The sequence below is a fragment of the Flavobacterium sp. UBA7682 genome (assembly GCF_002482945.1).
Classification (GTDB): domain Bacteria; phylum Bacteroidota; class Bacteroidia; order Flavobacteriales; family Flavobacteriaceae; genus Flavobacterium.
Map to the genome: position 1 here is coordinate 215,770 of NZ_DLGY01000026.1, position 23,618 is coordinate 239,387.

21 protein-coding genes are annotated in these 23,618 nt (G+C 32.9%); all 21 read right to left on the reverse strand.

All coding sequences use genetic code 11. The features are described 5' to 3' along the window. Positions 1-7 precede the first annotated feature (7 nt). Positions 8-1,171: a glycosyltransferase family 4 protein gene (locus B3C16_RS07305; protein WP_121312216.1), complete on the reverse strand. Its 1,164-nt coding sequence runs from the start codon at positions 1,169-1,171 to the stop codon at positions 8-10. Beyond that, complete coding sequence (locus B3C16_RS07310) at positions 1,168-2,394, reverse strand: hypothetical protein (protein WP_121312215.1); 1,227 nt, start codon at positions 2,392-2,394, stop codon at positions 1,168-1,170. The genes B3C16_RS07305 and B3C16_RS07310 overlap by 4 nt, the downstream gene beginning before the upstream one ends. After that, on the reverse strand, positions 2,394-3,071 hold the full coding sequence (locus B3C16_RS07315; RefSeq protein WP_121312214.1) for an acyltransferase: 678 nt from the start codon (positions 3,069-3,071) through the stop codon (positions 2,394-2,396). The genes B3C16_RS07310 and B3C16_RS07315 overlap by 1 nt, the downstream gene beginning before the upstream one ends. 42 nt (positions 3,072-3,113) lie before the next feature. Next, the gene (locus tag B3C16_RS07320) at positions 3,114-4,379 is read right to left on the reverse strand and encodes an oligosaccharide flippase family protein (protein ID WP_121312213.1); all 1,266 of its coding nucleotides are present in this window, start codon (positions 4,377-4,379) and stop codon (positions 3,114-3,116) included. 69 nt (positions 4,380-4,448) lie between these two features. Beyond that, positions 4,449-4,820, reverse strand: coding sequence for a hypothetical protein (locus tag B3C16_RS07325; RefSeq protein WP_121312212.1), 372 nt, complete (start codon positions 4,818-4,820; stop codon positions 4,449-4,451). 65 nt (positions 4,821-4,885) lie between these two features. After that, positions 4,886-5,806 (reverse strand): glycosyltransferase, encoded by a 921-nt coding sequence (locus B3C16_RS07330; protein WP_121312211.1) that lies wholly within the window; start codon positions 5,804-5,806, stop codon positions 4,886-4,888. Then, positions 5,799-6,929: an FAD-dependent oxidoreductase gene (locus B3C16_RS07335; RefSeq protein WP_121312210.1), complete on the reverse strand. Its 1,131-nt coding sequence runs from the start codon at positions 6,927-6,929 to the stop codon at positions 5,799-5,801. Before B3C16_RS07335 ends, B3C16_RS07330 begins: the two co-directional genes overlap by 8 nt. Next, complete coding sequence (locus tag B3C16_RS07340; protein WP_291130385.1) at positions 6,929-8,668, reverse strand: glycosyltransferase family 39 protein; 1,740 nt, start codon at positions 8,666-8,668, stop codon at positions 6,929-6,931. Before B3C16_RS07340 ends, B3C16_RS07335 begins: the two co-directional genes overlap by 1 nt. 3 nt (positions 8,669-8,671) lie before the next feature. Next, on the reverse strand, positions 8,672-9,637 hold the full coding sequence (locus B3C16_RS07345; RefSeq protein ID WP_121312208.1) for a glycosyltransferase: 966 nt from the start codon (positions 9,635-9,637) through the stop codon (positions 8,672-8,674). A gap of 47 nt (positions 9,638-9,684) precedes the next feature. Then, positions 9,685-13,347 carry a hypothetical protein gene (locus B3C16_RS07350; RefSeq protein WP_291130387.1) on the reverse strand — a complete coding sequence of 1,221 codons (3,663 nt, stop codon included), beginning with the start codon at positions 13,345-13,347 and terminating at the stop codon, positions 9,685-9,687. 30 nt (positions 13,348-13,377) lie between these two features. After that, a complete protein-coding gene (locus tag B3C16_RS07355) occupies positions 13,378-14,181 on the reverse strand; it encodes a glycosyltransferase family 2 protein (RefSeq protein ID WP_121312206.1) in 804 nt (267 codons plus the stop codon). After that, the gene (locus tag B3C16_RS07360; RefSeq protein WP_199717090.1) at positions 14,162-14,953 is read right to left on the reverse strand and encodes a sugar phosphate isomerase/epimerase family protein; all 792 of its coding nucleotides are present in this window, start codon (positions 14,951-14,953) and stop codon (positions 14,162-14,164) included. The genes B3C16_RS07355 and B3C16_RS07360 overlap by 20 nt, the downstream gene beginning before the upstream one ends. Further along, entirely contained in the window at positions 14,950-15,870 is a 921-nt protein-coding gene (locus tag B3C16_RS07365) for an NAD-dependent epimerase/dehydratase family protein (RefSeq protein WP_121312205.1), read from the reverse strand. Before B3C16_RS07365 ends, B3C16_RS07360 begins: the two co-directional genes overlap by 4 nt. A gap of 10 nt (positions 15,871-15,880) precedes the next feature. After that, positions 15,881-16,735, reverse strand: a complete 855-nt coding sequence (gene rfbD / locus B3C16_RS07370) for a dTDP-4-dehydrorhamnose reductase (protein WP_121312204.1) — start codon at positions 16,733-16,735, stop codon at positions 15,881-15,883. Next, positions 16,729-17,280 carry a dTDP-4-dehydrorhamnose 3,5-epimerase gene (rfbC, locus tag B3C16_RS07375; protein ID WP_121312203.1) on the reverse strand — a complete coding sequence of 184 codons (552 nt, stop codon included), beginning with the start codon at positions 17,278-17,280 and terminating at the stop codon, positions 16,729-16,731. Before rfbC ends, rfbD begins: the two co-directional genes overlap by 7 nt. Then, a complete protein-coding gene (gene rfbA, locus B3C16_RS07380) occupies positions 17,281-18,138 on the reverse strand; it encodes a glucose-1-phosphate thymidylyltransferase RfbA (RefSeq protein ID WP_291130390.1) in 858 nt (285 codons plus the stop codon). 85 nt (positions 18,139-18,223) lie between these two features. Next, positions 18,224-19,207 carry a hypothetical protein gene (locus tag B3C16_RS07385; protein WP_121312201.1) on the reverse strand — a complete coding sequence of 328 codons (984 nt, stop codon included), beginning with the start codon at positions 19,205-19,207 and terminating at the stop codon, positions 18,224-18,226. A 9-nt stretch (positions 19,208-19,216) separates the two neighbouring features. Next, on the reverse strand, positions 19,217-20,908 hold the full coding sequence (locus B3C16_RS07390; RefSeq protein WP_291130394.1) for a DUF6909 family protein: 1,692 nt from the start codon (positions 20,906-20,908) through the stop codon (positions 19,217-19,219). Positions 20,909-20,950: 42 nt separating this feature from the next. Beyond that, positions 20,951-21,847 (reverse strand): carboxypeptidase-like regulatory domain-containing protein, encoded by an 897-nt coding sequence (locus B3C16_RS07395; protein ID WP_291130396.1) that lies wholly within the window; start codon positions 21,845-21,847, stop codon positions 20,951-20,953. Next, the gene (locus B3C16_RS07400; RefSeq protein ID WP_291130398.1) at positions 21,847-22,749 is read right to left on the reverse strand and encodes a carboxypeptidase-like regulatory domain-containing protein; all 903 of its coding nucleotides are present in this window, start codon (positions 22,747-22,749) and stop codon (positions 21,847-21,849) included. Before B3C16_RS07400 ends, B3C16_RS07395 begins: the two co-directional genes overlap by 1 nt. Beyond that, positions 22,750-23,613, reverse strand: a complete 864-nt coding sequence (locus tag B3C16_RS07405; protein WP_158592544.1) for a carboxypeptidase-like regulatory domain-containing protein — start codon at positions 23,611-23,613, stop codon at positions 22,750-22,752. It lies immediately after the preceding gene. Positions 23,614-23,618 lie beyond the last annotated feature (5 nt).

A 23,618-nucleotide genomic window follows, 5' to 3' on the forward strand; every position in this document is an offset into this window, starting at 1 on the left:
CGGAAATTTAAATTTTTTCAAAAATGTCCTCGAATTTTTCAACGTGTTTTTGCAAAGAAAAATGATTAACGGTTCTGGTATAACCATTTTCGCCAAAAAGTTTTCTCTTTTCACCATCTACTATAATGCTTTCTAAAGCAGAAGCCAACGAAGAGGCGTTTTTTGGCTCGAATAATATGCCTGTTACATTAGGCAATACTATTTCCGTTAAACCACCATGATTGGCAGCAATTACCGGTTTTTTTGAAAGCATTGCTTCAATAGCCACCATTCCAAAAGGTTCCGGTTCAGTTGACGGTACGACTGCAATATCGATTGAATCCCAAAATTTCCAAATCTCTTCCTGAAAAGGAATAATCACGACTCTTTCAGTAAGGGCGAAATCGGTTATTTTTTGCTTTAAATCTATTTCAAAAACGTCTTGGTTTGGTGGTGCTGAACCGATAAAAACCAGTTTGACATTTTGATAGTTGCCGGCAATTTTGTGAAATGCTTCCAACAGTAATTGTTGTCCTTTCCAGCTGTTGATTCTCCCGACTAGTGCTATGACAAGCTCATTATCAGCAACTTTGAAATATTCTTTCCTAATGGCTGCAATCTCTTCTTGGCTAGTGTTTTGCTTTTGGGCAACATCTAAACCATTCCAGACAAAATGGGATTTTTTAGCTAATTTTTCATTGTCTTTTATCCAAAAATCCATCGTGGTTTTCGAATCATAAGCCGCTACATGATTACAGTCCAACGATAATAATTTCACGAATCCTTTGTTAAAAATTACCGGTTTGGCTATAATTTCCTGAACATGCCAAAGGTGTTTAATTTTGTTTTTTTGGGCAAAAAAAATGCCTATCAAAGCGGCCAAAGTATGTGAATATACAATGCTGAAATTGTATTCTTTATGAAGTGCATTTAGAGTTTTTAGTCCGTCGCGGTATTCTTTGAAGAAATTTAAAATGCCTTTTGGGGTAAACATTTTTCGGTAAAGCTTTAAAACCGGAGCAATAACTACTTCAATACCATTCTTTTCGAACTCTCTTTTTAATGGTCCGTCAAAAGGAAGTATAACTACTGATTTGTATTTTTTTTTATCCAAACTTGAGATAAACATTAAAATCGTTTTGTCGGAACCGTAAAGTTCGGCCGATTGGTGTATAAAAAGGATGCTTTTCATTGATTATTTATTTTCTCTCTATAGGCAATTAAGAATCCTATAAGTATCGATTTGGTTTCTGTTAAATTATAAAATCCTAAAAATACCCAATTAGATACTAAGAGGAAAACACCTGTTCCTATAAAAAGAAGGTTAATATTATTGACAATTGGTTTCTCTGTTTTGAGTTTCCGGAAGAAAAATATTATGGTAAACAAATAAATAAAAATACCAAGTAACCCTGATTTCAGAAAGACAATCATAAATCCGTTGTGAAGTATAGATATGAATCTAAGATGCATGTCGCCCAGCCAAACATGTTGCTTCAAATCGATTTGGGAACCAATTCCTTTCCCAAATATTGTGGGTGTTACTCCATCTCTGGTCACTTGACGTATGGTTAAAATGTTTTCATAGGAACGATAATTGTCATTGAAATCCCTATAGTCTTCTCTATTGATTTTAGTTTTAAACGGCTCCATTGGTGCCACTTTTAATTTATACAAAAATCCTTCAAGTCCATCTGCGCCTCGTCTTGGATTGGTTGAAACTATTACAGAGTAGCCAACCACAGAGGTAATGATAATACTACCTATAATGATTAATGCTTTTTTATTGATTACCAAATAGCCTTTAACAGCTATAAAAAGTATAACGAATTGGATAAAATTGGTTCGAGCCAAATACATAAAGGCAGAAAAACCAACAATTATTGTAAGTATCCTTAATGTCTTTTTAGAATAATCAAGCTGAAACTCTTTGTGAAATAATAAAATGATAAACGTATAAATTTCATAGTCACTAAAATAGCCCGAATAAAATCTTAGTTCTGACACTGTTCTTACTCCATGGATAAAAATGGCATTTAGGATAATTAGTATGTGACAAATAGCAATAAAAAAACCTGTTTTAACTATTAATCTGAAAGCAGTTTGAAAATTCCGACCACACAACTGGTATCCTAAAAAGAATCCGATCATCGGTTTACACAGATAGGTTATGTCTCTAATCATCAAGTATTTTTGGTAGTCGTAATTAAACGAAACTACAATCGCAATGAGTAAAATTAGAGCGTAAGGAATGATTAATTTAAATAGAGAAACCGAATATTTTCTCTGAATTGTAAGTATAAAAGCTAAGCTCCATACTGATATCGTTGACTCAAAATTATCTAAATAAGGTACCGCAATACAAAGTATAAACAGGAATTGATGAAACCAATTATTAGGAATGATTATTTTCATTAGGCTAACGTTTTGATTACTTTGGCCGGAATTCCGCCAATAACAACATTATCCGGATAGATTCCGTTTACAACTGCTCCGGCGGCAACAACGGAATTGTTTCCGACAGAACAACCATCTAAGAAAGTAACTTTAGCACCAACCCAAATATTATTGCCCAATTTAATGCCTTTAGAGGTTACGCCTTGTTCTCTGATTAGTTTTGAAATATCGGTAAAATTGTGGTTTTCCGAATGAAAAGAAATATAGGAACCCATGATTACATCATTTCCTATTTCAATGCCACCCGGCGCACCAAAATGCGTAAAATCACCTATGGCCGAATTGTTTCCCATAGTCAATCCTTTACCGAATTTTGAAAAATGGCTGGTTGAAAGTAATTTGGAATAGCATCCAATTTTGACACAATCGCCTAAGATAATTTTCTCTGACGCAAAACCGTCTATTTCACAGTGGCTTCCGATGGTAACGTTTTTACCAAAAGTAATGTTTCGGGAATTGAGAATTCTTGTATTGCTACCGATGAATACTTTTTTTCCTGTTTTCAAAAACCCTCTAACCAACATAACCATTCGATTATAAAGTACCGAATAAATCAGTTTGGTCGGGATTCTGTCATCAATCTGATAACTTTTCCCTGATTTTGAAAGCATTTTTTGAAAAAATCTTTTAATCATCTAAGCGCAATTTTACTAAACGCCTCAAAAATACAATAGTTTTTAACTTGTGCGAAGAAATAAGCTGTTTTTAATCGTTTTGAAAAAAATGAATGAGGTAATAATTTCAGTGGCGATTAAGGCAATAAGCACTCCTAAAACATGGTAAATTGGCGTAATTAACACAATAATAATCAAACTTATTATCGTAATAATCATGGTAAATTTAACATATTCACTTTGCTTATTGGAACCTAAAACCAATTGTTTCATGGGAATCGTAATACTTTGTAGTATCGGAATAATGGTGGCAATCTTTAGTAGATTGCTGATAGATGTTATTTCTTTCGGATTAAAATAGGAAACAATTTCAACTGAAAAAAACATGATGCCTATCATTGATACAACAATAAAAAGCAAGTTCAAACCATTGTAAAGTTTCCAGAAACGAAGCGCTTCTTCGGTACTTTTTTCTAATAAATAACACACTCTCGGATAAACAAAATTAAAGAAAAGTAAAATATAGGTTTTAAAAATGACGATGATTTGGTCGATGATTTTGTATTGTCCTGCCATCACATTTCCACCAAAAAAACTGATTAACACTATTGGAGAATACATTTGGAGTGACACAAAAATCTGTGAAGAAAAGATGGAAAAATTCTCTTTAATCATTTGGATTACTTCGGTCTTTTTTACATTTGAGAAAGAAAAAGAATGATGAAAAACAATGTAAAACCAAGTAATTCCATAGGCAATAATCATTCCGATTCCCCAAAGGAGATTGCTGTAAACATAATCTTCTGCTTTGTTGATAAAGAGAAAAACACCAATTAGGTAGATTACTTTTGACAGAATATTGAGAATGGTTATCCATTTAAAATTCTCTATGCCTTGCAAAAACCAAGTTGGGTTGATGTACTGCCCAACGACCATAGACAAGCTGAAAAAGAAAAGTGTTTTTTCTTGATTGAAATAAGGAAAAAAGTAGAAAATAATTGAAACCAAAACCAACATTGCTATCAACAATATTAATTTGGTTAAATAAGTTACGACAAAAATTCGCTCCAATTCCGGCTGGTTTTCCCGATTAATGGCCACTTCTTTTACACCGACAATTTCAGAACCATAATCAACAAAAACCATGATAAAAAAGGCCAATGCCATTCCTACCCCAATTTTCCCATAACCTTCTTCGCCGCAAATAGAAACGATGTAAGGAATGACCAACAATGGTGTTATCAAATTAAACCCTTGCCCAAAACCATAAGTGATTAGGTTGCTGAGTGGTTTATGATTTGAAATATATGTTTTTAAAAATTTCAGCATTAAAAGGAAAAAAAAACCACAAATAAAAGACAGCTTTCATTTGTGGTAATTAATTTTTATTGTTTTGGGTTACTTAACCGTAATCTCATTAGGGAATTCTGCAGCTGCGCTGTATTTGATGGCATCTTCATTTAAAAAAATCTGAATGTAAGTGCCGGCAACTTCATACCCTAAATAAGGCACTAATTGTCCGTCAGCTAATTCTAAAGTCTTACCGTTTTTGATTAACTCTTCTTTCTCTTTAGAATAATCAGTTAAAAACATTTTATATTTAATTCCAACTCCTTTTTGCCAATTTTCATCTGTTAAATTAGTTAAGCTAAAACTATTTTTCTTTTCAACAGCAGTTTCTGCAGTTTTTGTTTCTTCAGCTACCTTATTATCTTTGCAAGAAATTATAGTAAGAATAGCAAATGCACATAAAATAAGACGTATTTTCATAAAAATGTATTTTAATTTTTTTGCCAAATTTATACATAATATAACAATATTCAACTTTTTTGTGTCTAAATTGTTTCTATTGACTCATAAAGATAGACTTTTTTGGAATAAACTAATTCAACCAACAATGACAGGTATTTTATGATAATGGCCAATAAGAAAAACAATCCCGAAAAACTTCCCGAAATCAAAATCATCAATGTTGTCCAACCTTCAATTGGTTTTTGATTACTGAAATAAATCATGAGTGTGTAAAAAACGGTTCCCAACGTGAATAAGAACAACAACATTGTTATAGCAATCGAAATTCTGAAAGCCAAATTAGTGTAAATAATCAGTGTGTTTATGGCCATTTTATTCCTAAAAAGATTGGTGCTTTTTTCTCTGTTTTGATTTGGCACATAATCAATCGAACTGATTTTTAATCCACTGTTGGCATAAAGCGCTTTTCTGTATGGAATTGATTTGCTGATAGAATAAGCTCTGTTGATTGATCTTCGTGACAAAACTCTGAATCGGTCAGACTGAATTTTATAACGGCTTAAGGAGAAATAATTATACACTTTATAAAAAAGTGTTGACATCAAAGAATTTGATTTTAAAGGTGAAACCGTAACGATATCGTTTCCTTCAATAAGCTGACGGTAAGATTTTTCAATTAATGAGATGTCGTAATCAATTAGCAAATCGTCAAATTCATATATAAAATCTCCTAATGACAAGTCTACACCTGCTGTCATTGACACTTCAATGCCTTGATGGAAGCTCATCTGGACAATGGAAATAGTGTAATTCTTTAGCTCTGAATTTTTTTTTATTAATTCAACCGAACTGTCTGTAGAGGCATCATTTACAATTACAATTTCAATCTTTTCAAATAGTGCTTCTAAAGCATCGGCTATTTTTTTAACAAACGGAACGATAACATTCTCATTGTTATAAAGATAAAGAACGGCCGAAACTACTTTTTTTTCTTTGTTAATCATCGTTTAAAATATCATTTAAATCGTATACCGTATTAATTTTTCCAGATAAGACAGAAACAAAGGTAGGTTTACTGGAGTGTTTTTTTATTATAGTTGGCCTGGAATCATCAATTTCTGATTCTTTTAATATTGGTTTTATGGAAAATAATGACTCTACATATTCTAACTCGATTTCTTCTTTTAAATATTTTTTGGCCAATGACTTCATGTATTGCCAAGAAGTTTCCGGTTTTGCTACACAAGCATTGCAATTCCCTAACTGATTTGGAGAACAAGTTCCGTTGCTTCTGGTTTGGCATTCAAAAGTCGGTAAATCATTATTACTGGTTGCATGCGGTGTATGGGAAACCGAAGTCAGTGTGTGAAGTCCTGTTTTTCCAAATGGCATTAATGAAAAAAAAGGGCCGTCCATTACCGTTATTCCAATGTTTTTAAAATTGTCACTAACCTTGCAAAGAATTACTTCACAAAGTTCATATTTGATCTTTATTTTTTCAAAATCTAACAGTGATATAATTTGATTTACTGAAGCATAGCTCGAGTTTAGCAGATAAGGTGTTGACAGCGTTTCTTCGTTTTGTAATGTGATTAAATAATTTATTTCCTCTTTTTTTATTTCTTTAATTCTGGAATTATAAACAATATCCACATTTTCTAAGATAGCCATTTTCTTTAGAATTCCTGTCATCAGAATTTTAGCATCATAAGTACATTCTCTAGACAGATAAGCTCCTTCACATACATTTGGGTTGAAAAACTCGGCGGTATTTATTGGTTTACAAGGTATTTTAGAATCATTGCAAAACTTTTCAAACTGCTTGCTATTGGTCCATGAAAAATTTTTAGAAATAGCGTATATTTTATCAAAACTTTCATTGATACAATAGCCGTAATCTTCTAGGAATTGATTGTAATAATTGGCTGATTTCGTTGCGGTCGTATAAGATCTAGGATAATGATATCCCATATGAATTCGAGCCTGATTAATATATGTTGCTCTCATAAAAGGTTGCTTGTCGTATTCTAAAACCAATACTTTTTCGCCTTTTTCGCCACAAACTAATGCAGAATACAGACCGTACAATCCGGCTCCGATTATGATTTTATCATACTGCTTACTCATTATCTATTGATGATTTCAATTATGTTTGGATAAGAAGCTACCTCAGAATAAACTTTTGTACTTCCGGCTATTTGTATCTGAATATAAGCTCCAGCTTTTGCATAACCAACAACATTAGCGATTCTTCCGTCTTTGAATTTTACTTTGGAAGCTCTTTTAATCTTTTCTTCATTTTCTGCAGAAAAATCCAACAATAACATATTGTAATTGGTACCTACGCCACCAATCCAATTTTGATCGGTAAGATTGGTTAAAACAATACTGCTTTCCGGAAAATTTTGTTTGTTTTTAACCACATAATGTCTAGTCCAGCAATCAAATAAATCTTTACTTTTTTCTACTATGAATTTTTGGTCTAAAAATTTCTGTTCTTGCTCCTTTACTTTATATGGATTGCCATGAGCATCAACATACCAAAAGGATTGCACTTTTGTTGAATCCTGTTCCATTTCAACTACATAGTCTTGCAATGGTTTTCCTTTTAATGTCATCATTACTTTGTCATTGGCCAAAAAATGGGAAAAATGCCAACCCAACGTTGTAACAACCGGATCATTAGAGGTATTGTTATTAATTATAAACTGGGTAATCTCTCGGAACTGTGTCTTTGAAATCGATGTGTAATAATTATTATTTACAATGGTTTGATATAACAATCCAACTGAAAAAAGAAGTACAACTAATGTGGCAATCAGGTTGCTTTTGATTCTGTAAATCGAAATCGAAATTAAAACAATCAAAGCCGGCAAAATAACTATAAAATAGCGGCTTACAATCATTGGAACTGTCAAATAGGAACGTAAAATTGGTATGGCTAACACTATTAATACCCATGAAAATAATATTATCGAACTCAAAAACAGCTTGTTGGAAACAATATCGGAATAGGTTTTCTTGGTTTTTGGTTCTTTAACTTGTATAAAAAGATAGTACAACAGCGCCAAGATGGAAAGCGTTAAAATAAAGTCTGAGTTGCCACAAAAATCTTTAAAAATTTGCTTGATAGTTTCTATCGTAGTCGGTTGAATCCAAAATGCCTTTATTTCGGTAACTCTTATTAAAATTTTTATAGCCGGAATAAAAAGCAATAAAGTAACTATGCCAGAAATAAAGGAATTGACAAAAAACGATACCCTTGTAGCTTTATCTGATAAGATCAAAAACACTAAAAGAACAAAATACTGTGAGACAATTACAAACAAACCAAAGAAATGACTTGAAAGCATTAATCCAGCAAAAAGACCATAAAAAATTGCGTTTTTTCTATTTGGTTTTTTTACAAATTTTACCAAAGCTGTAAATGCCAAAATGGTGAAAATCAGTAAAATAATATAAGGTCTGGCTTCCTGGGAAAAAAACAAATGAAACGGATTGAGACACAAAAGCAAAGCTGCAATTAAACCAACTTGTTTTGAGTACAACTCTTTCCCGAACTGGTAAATAGTAAATATGCTAATTATCCCTAAAACTGCCGAAAAAACTCTAGCAACTATTGTGGTATAACCAAAGATTTTAAAGAGAAAATAAATGCTGTAAAAATATAGCGGTGGCATTTGTTCACCAGTGCTAATGGCTACATAGACATCCGACATTGACTGCTTCGGATTGGCTTCAAGCATAGTGTGAATTTCATCTAGCCAAATACTTTGATAATCTAAATGATAAAATCTTAATATTGCTGCAAAAATCAGTATAGCTATTAAAGCATAATTCGATTTAGTCCAGTTAATTTCTTTCATTCTTTATGGTTTAATTTCTTTGATTTCCTCAATAAAGTCTTTGTAAATGTTTATTGAGGGACTTTTTATGTTTTTTCTGGAACTCAATTGCATTAACAATATAATTAATGTAACTGAAGACAGTTGCAGGATAATGCTGAAAATTATAAAGATTAAATTAGATGCCCAACCAGGTATAGCCGTATCGGTGACAAATTTCTTATACAAAACTATCAATACTGCCAAAAAACAAACCATTATACCATAAATAGACAGTTTTAAAATGCGTACTGACAAAGAGTCAAAATAAACCGAAATAGAACTCAAGCCGTGAATAACCAAACTGTTGAAATTCATTTTTGATTCACCTGCATATCTTTTGCCTCTGTCTAAAAAAACACCATCATAAGACGTTCTTGATTGGATAATACTTCCCGAATAATGGTTCCAAAGATTATCTTGAACTGTAATTCTTTTCAAAAGTTTTTTAGGAATACAACTAAAGTTACCAAAATTAATTTTTTGACCCGTAAGCAAATGGAATATGTACTTGTAGAAAAAATAACCAATCATAAAAAAAAGCGATTCCTGTCTTTTTTTTCTTTGGGCAAAAATAATATTCTTGCTGTTCTGTTCTTCACATTTTGAAACTAAAGTAACTATATCTTCCGGCCGATCTTCGCCATCGCTGTCTAAAACAACAACAAAATCAAAATCTGTTTTGACATCGTTTATATACTGTAATCCTATGGCGATGGCTCTTTGATGTCCTACATTGCTTTTTAACGTAATGATTTCAATTGGAACCTTCATTAAAAAAGCAGCCTCATCAAATTCTTCATTAGAACCATCATTAACAACCACTATGCGAACAGAATAATTTTCATTATTAGCATCAACTTCCGCTATTTTGGTAGCCAAAATCGTGAAGCTTTCCCAATCATTGTAGACCGGTGTCAAACAAATTATTTTTTTTGGCTCTTTACTCATTTACCCTGTTATTAAATTTATCAGAATTTGAAGTTAACTAAAAATCTTTATTTTACAATTCTAATGGGATTTGGATAGCTACCGCTGTTCACAAAATTCTTGACATCTTCTTTTACGCTTACCTGAATATAATTCCCGGCTACATTATGCCCAACAATAGTCGCAAATGTTCCGTCAGCAAATTTTATTTTGGATCCCGGCACCAACAGCTTTTCTTTATTAGGAGAAAAGTCTAGCAAAAGTAGGTTATATTTCAATCCAACACCACCTTTCCAGTTTTCATCATTAACATTACTCAAGGTCATAGCACCTGCCTTATAATTTTGAATTTCTTTTCCGTCATCTGAAAGAATGGCGTATTTTAAAACTTCTATCGGTTGATCAGCCGTGAACGTAATTTTTGAATTTCGAGTACTCCACCAATAATAGTTACTGCTAACTCTTATGGCATAACGATGTTTGCCTTTTATTATATTGAAATAGAACGACGCTAGGCTTCCTCTTCCGTCCATTAGCTCTATTTTGGCACCAAAATCAAAATTAGCATTAGCTTCAAGGTAAACATAGTAAGGTTTTCTAGTATTCTTAAGCTCCGATTTGTTCATCGAAATCGTCGTTTCATTTACATTTTCCTCAAGCGGCTTTACCATATCAAAAAGGGTTTGCCCATCATATTCTGCCCAAATTCTAGGAAGATTTAATAAGTAATAATCCTTTTTTTCCGGATTAGAAACAGTGCCTGACGAACCGGAACTAGCAGAAAAATTATTTATTGTAATCGTAGGCATATTAATCGCAACCATTAATTCTGAAGGCATTTTAGGAAAATCTAAACTCAAATCTGAAGTGCCTGCCTCTGTTATGGGAAATTCTTTAATTCTTTCTTCCGAATAGCTTTCCCCTGGCTCTTGATTATAATAAATTTTTATATTTCCGGCACCAACTGTAGTAATGTTAAAACGTAAAGTAATTGGCAATCCGTTACCATCGTTTATTTTATTGTCTGATTTCAGGCTTTGGATCATACCGCTGAAAAAAGCATTGGCTCCGGTACTTGTGATTATTGCCTTACCTTTAGGATCGGTTGTAATTTGCAAATTGCTTTTAGTTACTTTGTCGGCTAATAAAAACTTAAAATCTTCGATTTGGGTTTTATTATTAAAAAATCCTTTTGCTGTTAAAATACTTGAATACTGATTCTTTTTATCGTTTCTGGCATACACGTCAAAAGAGCCCATTTTATATAAAGGCGTATAATTGGCGTAAATATACTCTGATATTCTATAGAACTTATAATCAACATATACATCGTCAATAGAGGACCAAATGACATTTTTAATCGGCATTAAAACAATTGGAATTTGCGCAGTTTTGATTTCCTCTATAGTTAAATCCTGACCTTTGTCGCCGTTAATCATCAAAGGCGTTTGGTTCAAATAGCATGGGTTTTTTCTTCCAACCAAAGCGTGATAATAATTTTTAGACGAAAAATCAAAATAGGTTTCATTAGGTTTTAAAACTGCGTCCAATAAATTTTTAAACGTTTTGACTTCAGAAAGATCAGAGGATTGTCTGACTCTGGTCCCGTTAAATCTTTCGGCTTCTAAAAATTTTTCATGAAAAGAATAAGAAGCCAATTCTTGATTCAAGAAACTACTGTTTTTGTCTTTAAAAGTTGTGTTATTGGCATTGACTAACAAATAAGAAACAATAAATACACTTAAAAATTTCAATAACTTATTCGACTTACTCAACAAAAGTGTCAGCATTAAAAACACTAACGGAATAGTACTGGTAATTCTGATGATATTGCCATATTCGAAATTATGTCTAACGATTCCTCGTGGCGCATTAAAAATAAAGAACAAACTAAAAAACAAAAAGAAGATTAAGACATTCATTTGTTTTTTATTAGTTTTCAGCATTAGCAACATTTTCTCGCTAAAGATTAATTTAAAAAAAACATATCCCAAACTAATCATGGTAATTATCGGGAGTACATAATATGACAATCTAAAAACGATATGATCCATATCGCCCATTTTTACAACTGCCCAGTTTTGGTTTGACATGCTAGCCAATAGAAATTCTCCAAAACGAGCTATAGGATTTATGCCTTTTATCAAACACAATAACACAAAAAGACCCATAAGCGAAGCAACCGAAACTGCTCCGGTTAACGCTAACTTCTTTAAATTTAGTGTTCGGTTTTGATAATAATCGACTATTAAAAAAGTACCGATTCCGGACAAAATAGCCGCAAAACCAATATCTAATTTATACAAACAAAGGAAAAAAGCAATCGCCCAAAAATAATAGTACTGTTTGGTTGATTTATTGTTTACTATCTTTAAAATAAACAACGCTAACAATCCGGATACAATAAACTCATTGGAAACCACAGTAATAATTGGCAAAGACAATAGAATTAGAAAGGCGTAATAAGAACCTAAAACTCTTTTGAAAATAAAATAAACTACAAAAATTTCTATTACATAAAAATAGGGACCATAAAGAAATGGCGACCAAGGTTCATACCCATTCAGGAAACTAAATAGGTACGCAAAGAGTTGGATACTTAGCATATGAGCATCATAATTTTCAACTATCGGAATGCTGCCATATCTGAAAAAATGATCAATAGCTAATCCGTGATTGGCAGTTTCAAAAAACTCATTACCCGAACTTGCCATTCTCCAAGGCTGAGTTATTATCATCATAAATCCCAAGAACAACAAAGGATAATAATATTTTCCTATCATGTCAGTTTTTGAGACATTGACTTCGGTTTTCTGACTATTTTTCTTGAATAAAACGAAAGAAACTACTCCGGCTAAAACAAACAACAACGTGAACAAAAGAAACGGATTATTGAATACAATATCAAATCTGATGTTGAAAATATTAGTAATTTCGATTAGTATCGAAAAAACTATCGGCACTAATAATACCGGAATAAAAGAAATCAAAAAAGCATTTTTGATACTATAAAAATTGCTCTCGGTCACATTTTTAAAAATCTGATTTCTAAAAAAATAAGCTGTTAATGCGGTAATAAGCAATAACAAGACAAACGTCAAAAGCGCAGGATCTAAAGGAATTGGTATCTTTTTGAAAACAAATTTTTCAGGGGTTATTTGAAATAAATTATGCTTTTTGAAGAAAATAAATAAGTACTGAGCAATAGGAAGCGCTATTAATACTGGCCAAATTGCTAAATCAAAATCAAGAAGTTTGTGATTTCTTTTAAGGTTTAAAACCAACACGAATCCTAAAATAACTAAAAAATAAATCGAGATGTCAACCTTAACTATAAAAAAGCTGATAATAACCACAGCGATTCCTATTAAAGAAGCTGATAAAAGTGCTTTGATTACTTTGTCTGATTCGTTCTCATTGCTTGCTTGATAGGTTTTGCCAACCCATTGGTACAATAAATAATAAAACAGAGATCCAAAAAATAAAACCGAAAACAAGCCATAATAATAGTAATTCACACGCTTAGAAATGTCCAAATCATTCAGAGCTACATTTGAAATAATGTGCGAACTAAAAGAGGTCATTTCGGGTTTTAAAGCAAAAAGGAGATTTAAAAACGGCGCGCCAAAAGCCAACGCCAAAAACCCACTAAAAACGATAAAGGTTTTTGACAGATTAGCGTTGTTTTGATGAAATTGTATCAGATTTTTTAAACTTAATTTTATTTTCATTTTCTGCTGAATTATAAAGTATCTTGCTGTTTATTTTGGGTTGTATTTTCCTTTTAAGTTATTGAATAGAATTTTAATCAAATTCATATTTCCTTTAAAAAAACTGATTTTCGTTGGAACTTTCCCTTTTTCAGGATAACGCCTTTCTACAGGAACTTCGCCAACTTTTAATCCGATTTGCGTTGCTCGCACCGATAAAAAAGCCAACAATTCATAAGTAACAAAAATATCTCTGAAGAGTTGCACTTTAGGATGTGTTAAATATTTTTTAGAGTAAGCTCTATAAGCATTAGTGGAATCCGTAAACTTGTGCTTTGCCGTTAACGAAATCATGGGAGAATGGATAAACTTTACTGCAAAACTTCTGATTAACGGTGTATTGATCGCTTTTCCGCCTTTGACATATCTTGATCCTTGAATAAAATCATAACCTTGTTCCAATTTTTCAATAAATAATGACACTGATTCTATACTGTCTTTATTATTTCCGTCAATGGTTAAAACGCCCTCATAACCTCTTTCTAAAGCAAACCAAAAGCCCATTCTTAGTTGTGCGCCTTGCTTGCCAAATCCTTTTTTTACCAATAACGTGTTTACGCCCAAAGCTTCCATTTTGGACAATTCGGTTGAACCGTCTTTAGAATCTCCGTCACAAATGATGATGTCAACTAATTGGTCAACGCCACTTTTTTTTGCGCGTTCCAACTGCAAATGAATTCTTTCAGCCTCATTAATTATAGGAATACAAAGACAATACTTAGTTTTTTTTTCATGAAACTCAGTAGAAATATAGTCTGGAACTCCTGAAATATTTTTATTTTCTTTTGAATACATCTTTTATGTAATGAATGGTGTTCTTAACTACTGAAATATCGTTGGCATTTTTCATCTCAATGGAAACAAAATTACCATATTTATACTCTTTTAATAAGCCATACAACTCGACGTGTATAGCTCTTTCTGTAATTGGTTCCAAATTAGGTTCACTGATGTGAATATGATTAATCAAATCAATATTATCGGCAATCGTATCAAGTGTTTCAGTGTTGTAAATTATAGTGCCTAAATCAACATTGACTTTCAATCCTGTGCTTTTGATTTCTTTTACAAAATTGATAGCTTCGGTTGTTGTATTCAGGAAATTGGTTCCATAAATTTCCGGATTCGGTTCCATGGCAAGAACAGTATCTTTTGAAGCGGCATAAATTCCTAATTCCTCAAAAAAAGAAAAGGCTATCGTTTCTTGGCCTTTGCCAATAATTCTGTTTTTGGGCGAACCAAAAACCAAGTTTTTGCACTCTAATACTGCTGCAAAATCGATAGCTTTTTTTATATATTCCATGATACTACTTCGCTCTTCTTCTGTTCCGAAAATGGCTTCGCTTCTGCCAAAACAAATAGCTTGCATAGACGGAATTTCTAAGCTGTAATTACTTAGTATTTGCTGTTTAAATAATTGGGCTTCCTCCAATTGATCATACGCTTTTTCAGGAAATATCCTCGTTGGCGCAATTTCTAATCCTTCAAAATCTACAGACTTTAAAAAAGTATACATTGATTCATCGCTTTCTGCTGACCACGCTATGTTAGATATGGCTAATTTCAATTTTTATTTTCCTTTAGGAATTCAATAATTTCTTGCAATACAATTGTTTTATTTTCGATATAATCTTCATTGTTGTCGAAGTATTTTGCATAAACCGTTTGGAAATCATAGTGCGGAAATGTTGCGCCCAACTCATTGACAAATTCTTTGTGGAAAACCGCTTCATATATCTCCTTAACGCCCAATGGTTCTGTGGCTAAATTCAGTTTTTTAAAGTGATTATCGGTAGCAATTTCAATATGTTTCCAAAGATTTTTAAGATTGTAGAACTGAAAAATTCCACGGCTGTCGGTAAAATTTAAAGCCGAAAATCCTATAGAAAGAAAATTGAATTTTAAGATTTCACGCTGTTCTTTTGATACAGCATTCAACTTATAGAAACCATTATCTTGTAAAGTATAATTAGAAACTATCCAATGATGGTTACTGTATTTTTGGTAAAGCGCTTCATTTAGCATTGCCGGAATAATATGGATTACATCATAAATAAAATTCTTTTTGATGTTCAAACCAAACAAAGCAGGTAATCTTAAAATCAAATAATCTTCAAAATTATTTTCTATCCACTGTTCAAGATACAATCTGTTCTTCCCATATGGTTGCAGCGTTTCTTCATCAATAATAGTTTCTTCATTTACGTTTACTGCCGAAGGATAAACATCAACTGTAGAAATTAGAATTATCTTTTTAGGATTTATTTTTTTAATATTATTGATAGCTTCTTCAATGATTGCAAAATCTTTTTCGGGTTCTTTATTGGCTAAAAATTTCTCGGCTCTCACTCCCGAATAAACCAAAACATCCGGATTTAATCCGAATGCTTCCTGAATGTTTTTGGAATTAAATTGTTTATCAAAATGTGTTTGAGAACTAAGATTAGATCCTACAAAACCAGTATAGCCTACCAAAAACTTCATAAATAATTATTTAAGGTTGTTTTTCAATACTTTTTTCCCAATTTTTAATTTCCAAACTAAATGCTTCCTTAATTTTTGATTTATCTAAAACACTAAAACTTGGTCTTTTTGCCGGCGTCGGAAAACTCGAAGTTGGAATGGGTTGTAAATTTATATTTATCTGATTGATTTCAAATATTTTTTTAGCAAAATCATACCAACTGCATTGGCCTTCATTGCTAAAATTGTAAATACCGAACTTGTCGGTTGTTGGTTGTTGGTTGTTGGTTAAAATAATTTGAACCAAAACATTGGCTAAATCAACCGCATTGGTTGGTGTTCCAATTTGGTCATTCACTACAGAAAGAGAATCTCTTTCTGAAGCCAAACGCAACATCGTTTTCATGAAATTGTTTCCAAACTGAGAATAAACCCAAGACGTTCGAATTATAAAATAATTACCAAAAACTGCCTGAATCGCTTTTTCTCCATCAAGTTTAGTCTGCCCATAAACTCCGGTTGGATTCGGCAAATCTTCTTCTGTATATGGAATAGTTTTTTCTCCGTCAAAAACAAAATCGGTGGAAATATGAAGTAAATTAACGTTGCCTTTTTTACAAACCTCAGCCAAGTTTTTAGCGCCAATTGTATTAATTAAATGGGCTTTCTCGGGTTCGCTTTCTGCTTTGTCAACTGCTGTGTAAGCCGCAGCGTTAATGCAATAATCAGGTTGGTATTTGCTAAAAACTTCTTTGCAATTCTCTAAATTGGCTATGTCTAACTCCGTGGAAGCACAAAATACAAACTGAATATCAGGATAGTTTGGCGCAATAAATTGCAAACTTTGACCCAATTGTCCTGCACTTCCTGTGACTAAAACTACCATGCTTTTTTGGCGTTTTCTATGGTGGGTTGTACTTTATCTTTTTCTGAAACTATAAGCTTTTCCAGAGGAAAATTCCAATCAATATTGATGGTTTTGTCATTGTAAATGATGCCGCCTTCACTTTCTTTATTATAGAAATTATCACATTTGTAAAAAAATGTAGCCGTATTGCTCAGCACTAAAAATCCATGAGCAAAACCTCTTGGCACAAAAAACTGTCGCTGATTGTCTCCCGATAAAACCACTGCTTCGTATTGTCCGAATGTTGGTGAATAAGGGCGAATGTCAACCGCTACGTCTAATACTTCTCCTTGTAATACTCTTACAAGTTTAGCCTGAGTGTGTTCTCCGGTTTGATAATGTAATCCGCGTAAAACACCTTTGGAAGAATAGGACTGATTGTCTTGAACAAAATGAACCTTTTGGTTAACGCCATTTTGAAAAGTTTTTTCGTTGAAACTTTCCATAAAATAGCCTCTTTCATCGAGGATAATTTTAGGTTCAATAATAAAACATCCTTCTAGTTTTGTTGGGATAAAATTCATTTAAATCAAGCTTAATAAGTGATTACCATAACCACTTTTTAATAACGGTTGGGCTAATTTTTTTAATTGTTCCTCATTGATAAAGCCCATTTTATAGGCGGCTTCTTCGATGGCTCCAATTTTTAATCCTTGTCTCTCCTCGATAACTTGAACAAACTGGCTAGCTTGCATTAGCGAATTGAACGTTCCGGTATCTAACCAAGCTGTTCCTCTATCGAGTATACTTACTTTGAGTTTTCCTCTATTAAGGTATTCCTTGTTGATGTCTGTGATTTCTAATTCTCCTCGAGGACTTGGTTTTATATTGGCAGCAATTTCAACTACATCATTGTCATAAAAATAGATTCCGGGAACCGCAAAATTGGATTTAGGTTGCTCAGGCTTTTCTTCAATAGACAAGACTTTGCCATTAGCATCAAAATCAACCACGCCATAACGTTCCGGATCATGAACGTGATAAGCATAGATAATGCCGCCATCAGGATCATTATTGGCCAAAAGCAAATCAGAAAGTCCCGTGCCGTAAAAAATATTATCACCCAATACTAAAGCTACTTTATCGTTTCCAATAAATTCTTTACCAATGATAAAAGCTTCTGCCAAACCATTTGGATTTTCTTGTACAGCATATTCAAATCGACAGCCTAAACTAGAACCATCACCTAAAAGTTGTCTGAAAAGCGGTAAGTCATGAGGTGTTGAAATAATCAATATTTCCCGAATCCCTGACCACATCAATGTTGACAACGGATAATATATCATCGGCTTGTCATAAATAGGCATCAATTGCTTACTCACAGCCAATGTTAATGGATGCAGTCTTGTTCCGGAACCTCCTGCTAATATTATTCCTTTCATTTGTCTTTATTATTGTTTTAATTGGTCAAATGTAATAGCCTTTTATCGTTTTTGTTTTACAATTAAGCTATTGCTATTTCATAAATTAATTGTTCAATTTAGCCATTTGATGCTTATAATAGGCCAACAGTAAACTCACAAAAACAAATAATGAAACTAGTAAAATAGGCAAAATAAATTTCATTTTGCCAGTTGTTTTTTCTTTGTTTCTGATGTTTAAGGTAATGCTATTTTCCTTGATGATTTTACTCAGATTAATTAAGTCCAATCGGCGCATCCCTTGTTCATAAACCAATTCATTTTTGGTTTTTAAAACATCCGCCAATTGTGAATTTTCGTTGTAGTACACTAATTTATCACTTTTCTGTTGGCTATTAGAGGTTGTTGAAAAAGTGTTTAATATGTTGTTAATTTGAGAAATAATAGAATCATTTTCAACCATCTTTATTTTAACATTTTCAACAAACTGCTGTTGAATAATAGTGTAATAATCTGAATCGTTTAAAAATTTCAATATTGGTTGTAAAGTTTTTTCATCCGTAGTTTGATTGAGCGTCCTGTAGGTAATCAAATGGTAAGGATAATTTTTACTGGTCAAGTTTTCATTGATGATTTTTTTTATGTCGCCATCTTCTGACATGAGTTTTAAGACCTCAAAATTTCTTTCTTTGTCTTCGATAAATTTATAAATATCAAGTATCGGCTTTACTGTAATGCTTCTAAATTTTTTAGGTTCTTTTATTCCAACTTTCTCCTTCAAAAAAATGGTGTCGCCTTCTTCTATTTTAGAATTAATCAAATCTATTTTAGCGTATAAATAATCTGTTGAGCCGAAATTAGGACAAACAATCATCTGATTATCATATAATTTGGTTGTTTTATCCATATAATATCCTAATACCGCACCTAGAATAAAAAGTATACCGGTCCAAATTATATTTCTTTTGAAAAATAAAAACACTTTGAAAATTTGAGTAGAAATATTTTCAAAAAAAGATCCAATTTTCTTAGAAATCTGAGATAAGTCTATTTCCTGATTGTCAGCATTATTTTGAGGTGTTGCGCTCATAAAAAATTATTATTTTACGTTAAAGATTTGTTCTAATATTTTGATGGTAATTAAATACGTTGGCTTTACGCCAGTTGTTCCCAATCCACCGGACGCTAAAGTACTTCCTGTTTCCAATGGGTTATCCGAAGCGTAATAAGCATAACGAACTTTTACATTGGGATGGATACTTTTTCTGATTTTTGAAGCCGATTGAATCGCTTTTTGATAGTAAGAACCTTCCATTTCAAGACCAATTACTTCCCATGTCGACTCATGGAAGAATTTTAATAAATCCTTATTCTGAAGTGATGTTCCTAAAACGGTTACCATTGGCCCGGAAAACACCGGAATGCCATTGCCTTCAAACATTTCTGCGGTCAATTCATTCTCGAAAGGATAATTATCGGCTGTTCCTTCGTTGATATGTGCCGAAGGAATCATGATGTCGCCTTTTCCGCCTTGCAAAATGCCGGCTTTTCCCATAATGGAAACCGATTCTACATTGAGAAACGTTTTATTCTTTCCGTCTTTGTAAGGTTTCAATAATTCATCTATCGTTTCAAAAGCTTGCTCGCCAAAAGCATAATCCATTACGATTAGCACCGGACTTTCTTTTCCAATTACCGCTTTTGGGAAACTTGATTTGGCCCAATCCACTTTGGCGGTATCAAAAATCTGAACATCTATATTGGTTCCTGATTGGTCCGGCAAAGAAATCATACCGTGTTTTACAGCAAATTCTTCTACCTTATTTCTAACCGGATCAGCACCCGATTTACTCAATTCCTCATAAATAAAGAAATCCGATTTGTCTTTGAATTTGGTTTTCAAAACCGTTGTGGCAAAAAGCGAATTCATCACACTGTGCATATTAGCACTAATAATATGAATCGGTCTTTCCAATAAATTATTGGATTTCAAGGTTTCTTTGATAGTCGTGGCCCAAATTTCTCCGTGGATATGATGTCCTAATCTTTCTCTCAAAATCGGACTGAACGTGATGGTTCTTTTGTTGTTGTCAACAATTTCTTCGATGGCTAATTTTCCTAACCAATAAATGACATGTAAAAATCTATCCGGCTTTTCTTTAGTGCCAAAAGAGTCATAAATATCTAACACTTCCGAAAAACTTCTGCCTAAAACATTGGCCGCATGCGAAATTGCGACTTCTTTTTCCGATTGGGTGAACTTTTTGTTTTGTAAAACTGCTTGCTCCAATTTTTGCCAATCGCGGGTAAGTTCTACATTGGCCTCATCTAACATTACACGGTCTTTAATTTTATGCGATTCGATAAAAATAAAAGTCAAATGCGTTAAAATATCATAGATATCTGAACGGCCGCGCGTGATTTCCACGTTCATTTGTTCTTCATCTATACGGTAACAATTTCTTCTTCTTTTGGGTGGAACTATCGCCTGAAAATGCGATTTAGAATAGCCTTCGTCAGAAGTTAAGTTGATAAAACGACATTCTTCAATACCAACCGGGAGTCTTTCAATTACATAAAGCAAACCGTTGAGTTCTACTTTTTCTTCAGCAATACTGCCATAAATTTCCGGTCTTAGAGACAATAATGCCTCTCTTAAAGTTTCTCCTGAAACACCCATAGGTTTATAGAAACCTCTGTTAAATAAATGTCTCATGGTGATGTACAATCGTTCGATAGCTGCCGACGATTCTTGCGCTCTGGAGCGCGAAATGTTCTTAATTTCCTTCATTAAATTTTGTTTTCTAACCTGCAAATATAGGGTTTTTGTCGTTTAGTTGGTTAGAATTAGGTTGATTGCCGGTTCATAACCTTTGACTTTTTCCGCTATTCCGTTGGTCTCTTTAACTTGTTTGTTCCATTTTCCTCCCGAAAAAGTATACAACGCATCTCTTTCTACATAGTTATAAAGGATAAATGGATAATAGGTTTTTAGAATCTTTATGGTTTTAGTATTCTGGTCGGTAATGGTTTTTTCTTTCTTGTTTTTTTCAATCATCAACTTTTCAAAACCAACAAAAAGACCATTTTTAGGCATGACCAAATTATAATCGGACAAGTCAATTTTGTTATTCTTAGTTCCGTTTTTAACCGAAACAATTAAATCCTTTTTGAGCATTTCTTCACCGGGAAAACCATTAGCGTCAACACTATAAAATCGAATTCTAATCGTAGCGTCTTCAATCCTGCTATCGGTAGAAAGTGTCACTTTTTTGATGTATCTTGTTTTTTTATAAGCCTGACTGTACGGAAAATATTTGACGTCAATTCTGGGTCCGTTGTCAAAAGCTTGCGCGATAGTATTTTCTGTTTGACCAATGACAGTTCTTTTGGTATCAATACTATTGGAAATGACTACTTCATCCAAATCGAATGCTTTGGAATTTAAAAAAACTTCTGTGGCTTGAGAAGCTTTAATGGTTTTCTTCTCATAACCTAAAGCAGAAAAAATAAGATTCTTTTCGGCAGCGACACTGATGGAAAAAGTGCCGTCTTCTTCAGAAGTTGTAGCGACATTTTCATTTTCGACCCAAATATTGACAAATGAAATCGGTTGACCGGAAAGACTGTCTTTTACAACACCTTTAACTTCATTTCGTTCGGCTATACCTCGGTTGGTTTGAGCGAATAATAACAAGGGAAATAAAAATAATAGTAATGTTGTTTTCATCAATTCGTCAATATCAAATTTATAGCGGGCATCATTATTTTATTGTACCAAGGTTCCTTGCTTTTCTTTTCGGTAAGGAATACTTTGCTTCTATGCCATTTCCCTTTAGAATAGGTAAAAGCATTCTCTTTGACAGAATAATTGACAACCAATGATGGAGCGTAATCTTCCTGTTTTACCAATTTTTTAGTTTTAGGATCTTTGTATTCAAAATCAGCCCTGTTTTCTTGTATAATCATCCATTCTAAGCCAATAACGATTCCTTTTTCAGGAAATAACAGATTGTATTTAGAAACATCAATTACATTTCGCTTCATTCCTTTATTAACCGTTACAATCAGGTCTTCCTCTATTAAGTCATTTCCGGGTATAGAATCGTTGAATTCGAAAATTCTGATTTTAAGTTTGGCGCCTTTTTTATCACTATCTGAATAAAATACAATCTTCTTTATAAACGGCGTTTTTTTATAAATAGTATCCTGTTCAAATAATTTACCGTAAATCCAAGGCTTATCTCCGGATAATTGTCTGTGGTGTATTCTTTGGGCATCGCCGATTTCAATTTCTTTCTCCTGTTTTCTTTTGGATATTAGCACTTCATCCAACTTATAAATAGCTTCTTTTAAAATAACTTTTCCATCATTTTGTATTGTAGTCTTTTTAACCTCAAAGCCAACGGAAGAAAAAACAAGTATCTTATCCTCAGAAGTATTGATGGTAAAAAATCCCTTGTCATCAGAAGTTGTTCCAATGTTTTCATTTTCAACCCAAATATTCACATACGGAATCGGTTGGTTGTTTTCATCGATTACAAAGCCTTTAACTTCGTTCCGTTGGACTATGCCTTGCGTGGTTTGAGCGGAAAGTGACAAAAAAGAAAATAAAGCGAAGAATAATTTCATTTAGTTTGTGAGTTTCATTTTTAAGGCAATTTCTACGTTTCCATATCTTGTTAAACGAGGACTTCCGTCACGGTTGAGTAGTAAAAGTGATTCACTTCCCGGAAAAAAACCTTTGATAGATGGTTCATAAGCATATCCTTTTTGACTTCCTTTTTCCCCTTTTACTGTATAACTATACTCATATTTGTTTTGTTCTAATTTTAGATATTCAAAACCTACTATTATTCCTTCCTCGGGAATTTTAATGTTGTGTTTTGTTAAATCTACGATATTATTGTTCTTCCCTTTTTTTATGGATACCAAAATGTCTTCTTCTACCTCATCTTCCTTGGGGAATCCTTCATTATTCACCTTGAAAATCCTAATTCTCAATAAAGCATTTTTTAGTCTTGAATCGGTAACAAATTCGATTGACTTAATAAAAGGATGTTCTTTTATTTTTTCATTAGATTTTATAAATTTTGCCCAAACGTGAACATTCTCTTGTCCGGTATTGGTAACGCCCGAATTTAATTTTATCCCCGAAAAATCCCCAATCACTATTTCACTTGTCCCTTTTTTTCTTTCAACAACAACTTCATTAAGTTCTAAAGCTTTTGAATGCAATACGACTACAGTGAGATTTGTGGATAAAATAATTTTAGTTTCAAAGCCTAAGGCCGAAAAAACGATGTTTTTTGTTTCTTCTAATAGTAATGAAAAAGTACCGTCTTCTTCTGCCGTTGTTCCGATATTTTCATTTTCAACCCAAATATTGACATACGGAATTGGTTTGTCGTTTTCATCAAGAACAATGCCCTTGATTTGGGCAAAAGAAGAAAAACCAATAAAAATCAACAAACACAACCATCTTTTTTCTTGCATCTTTC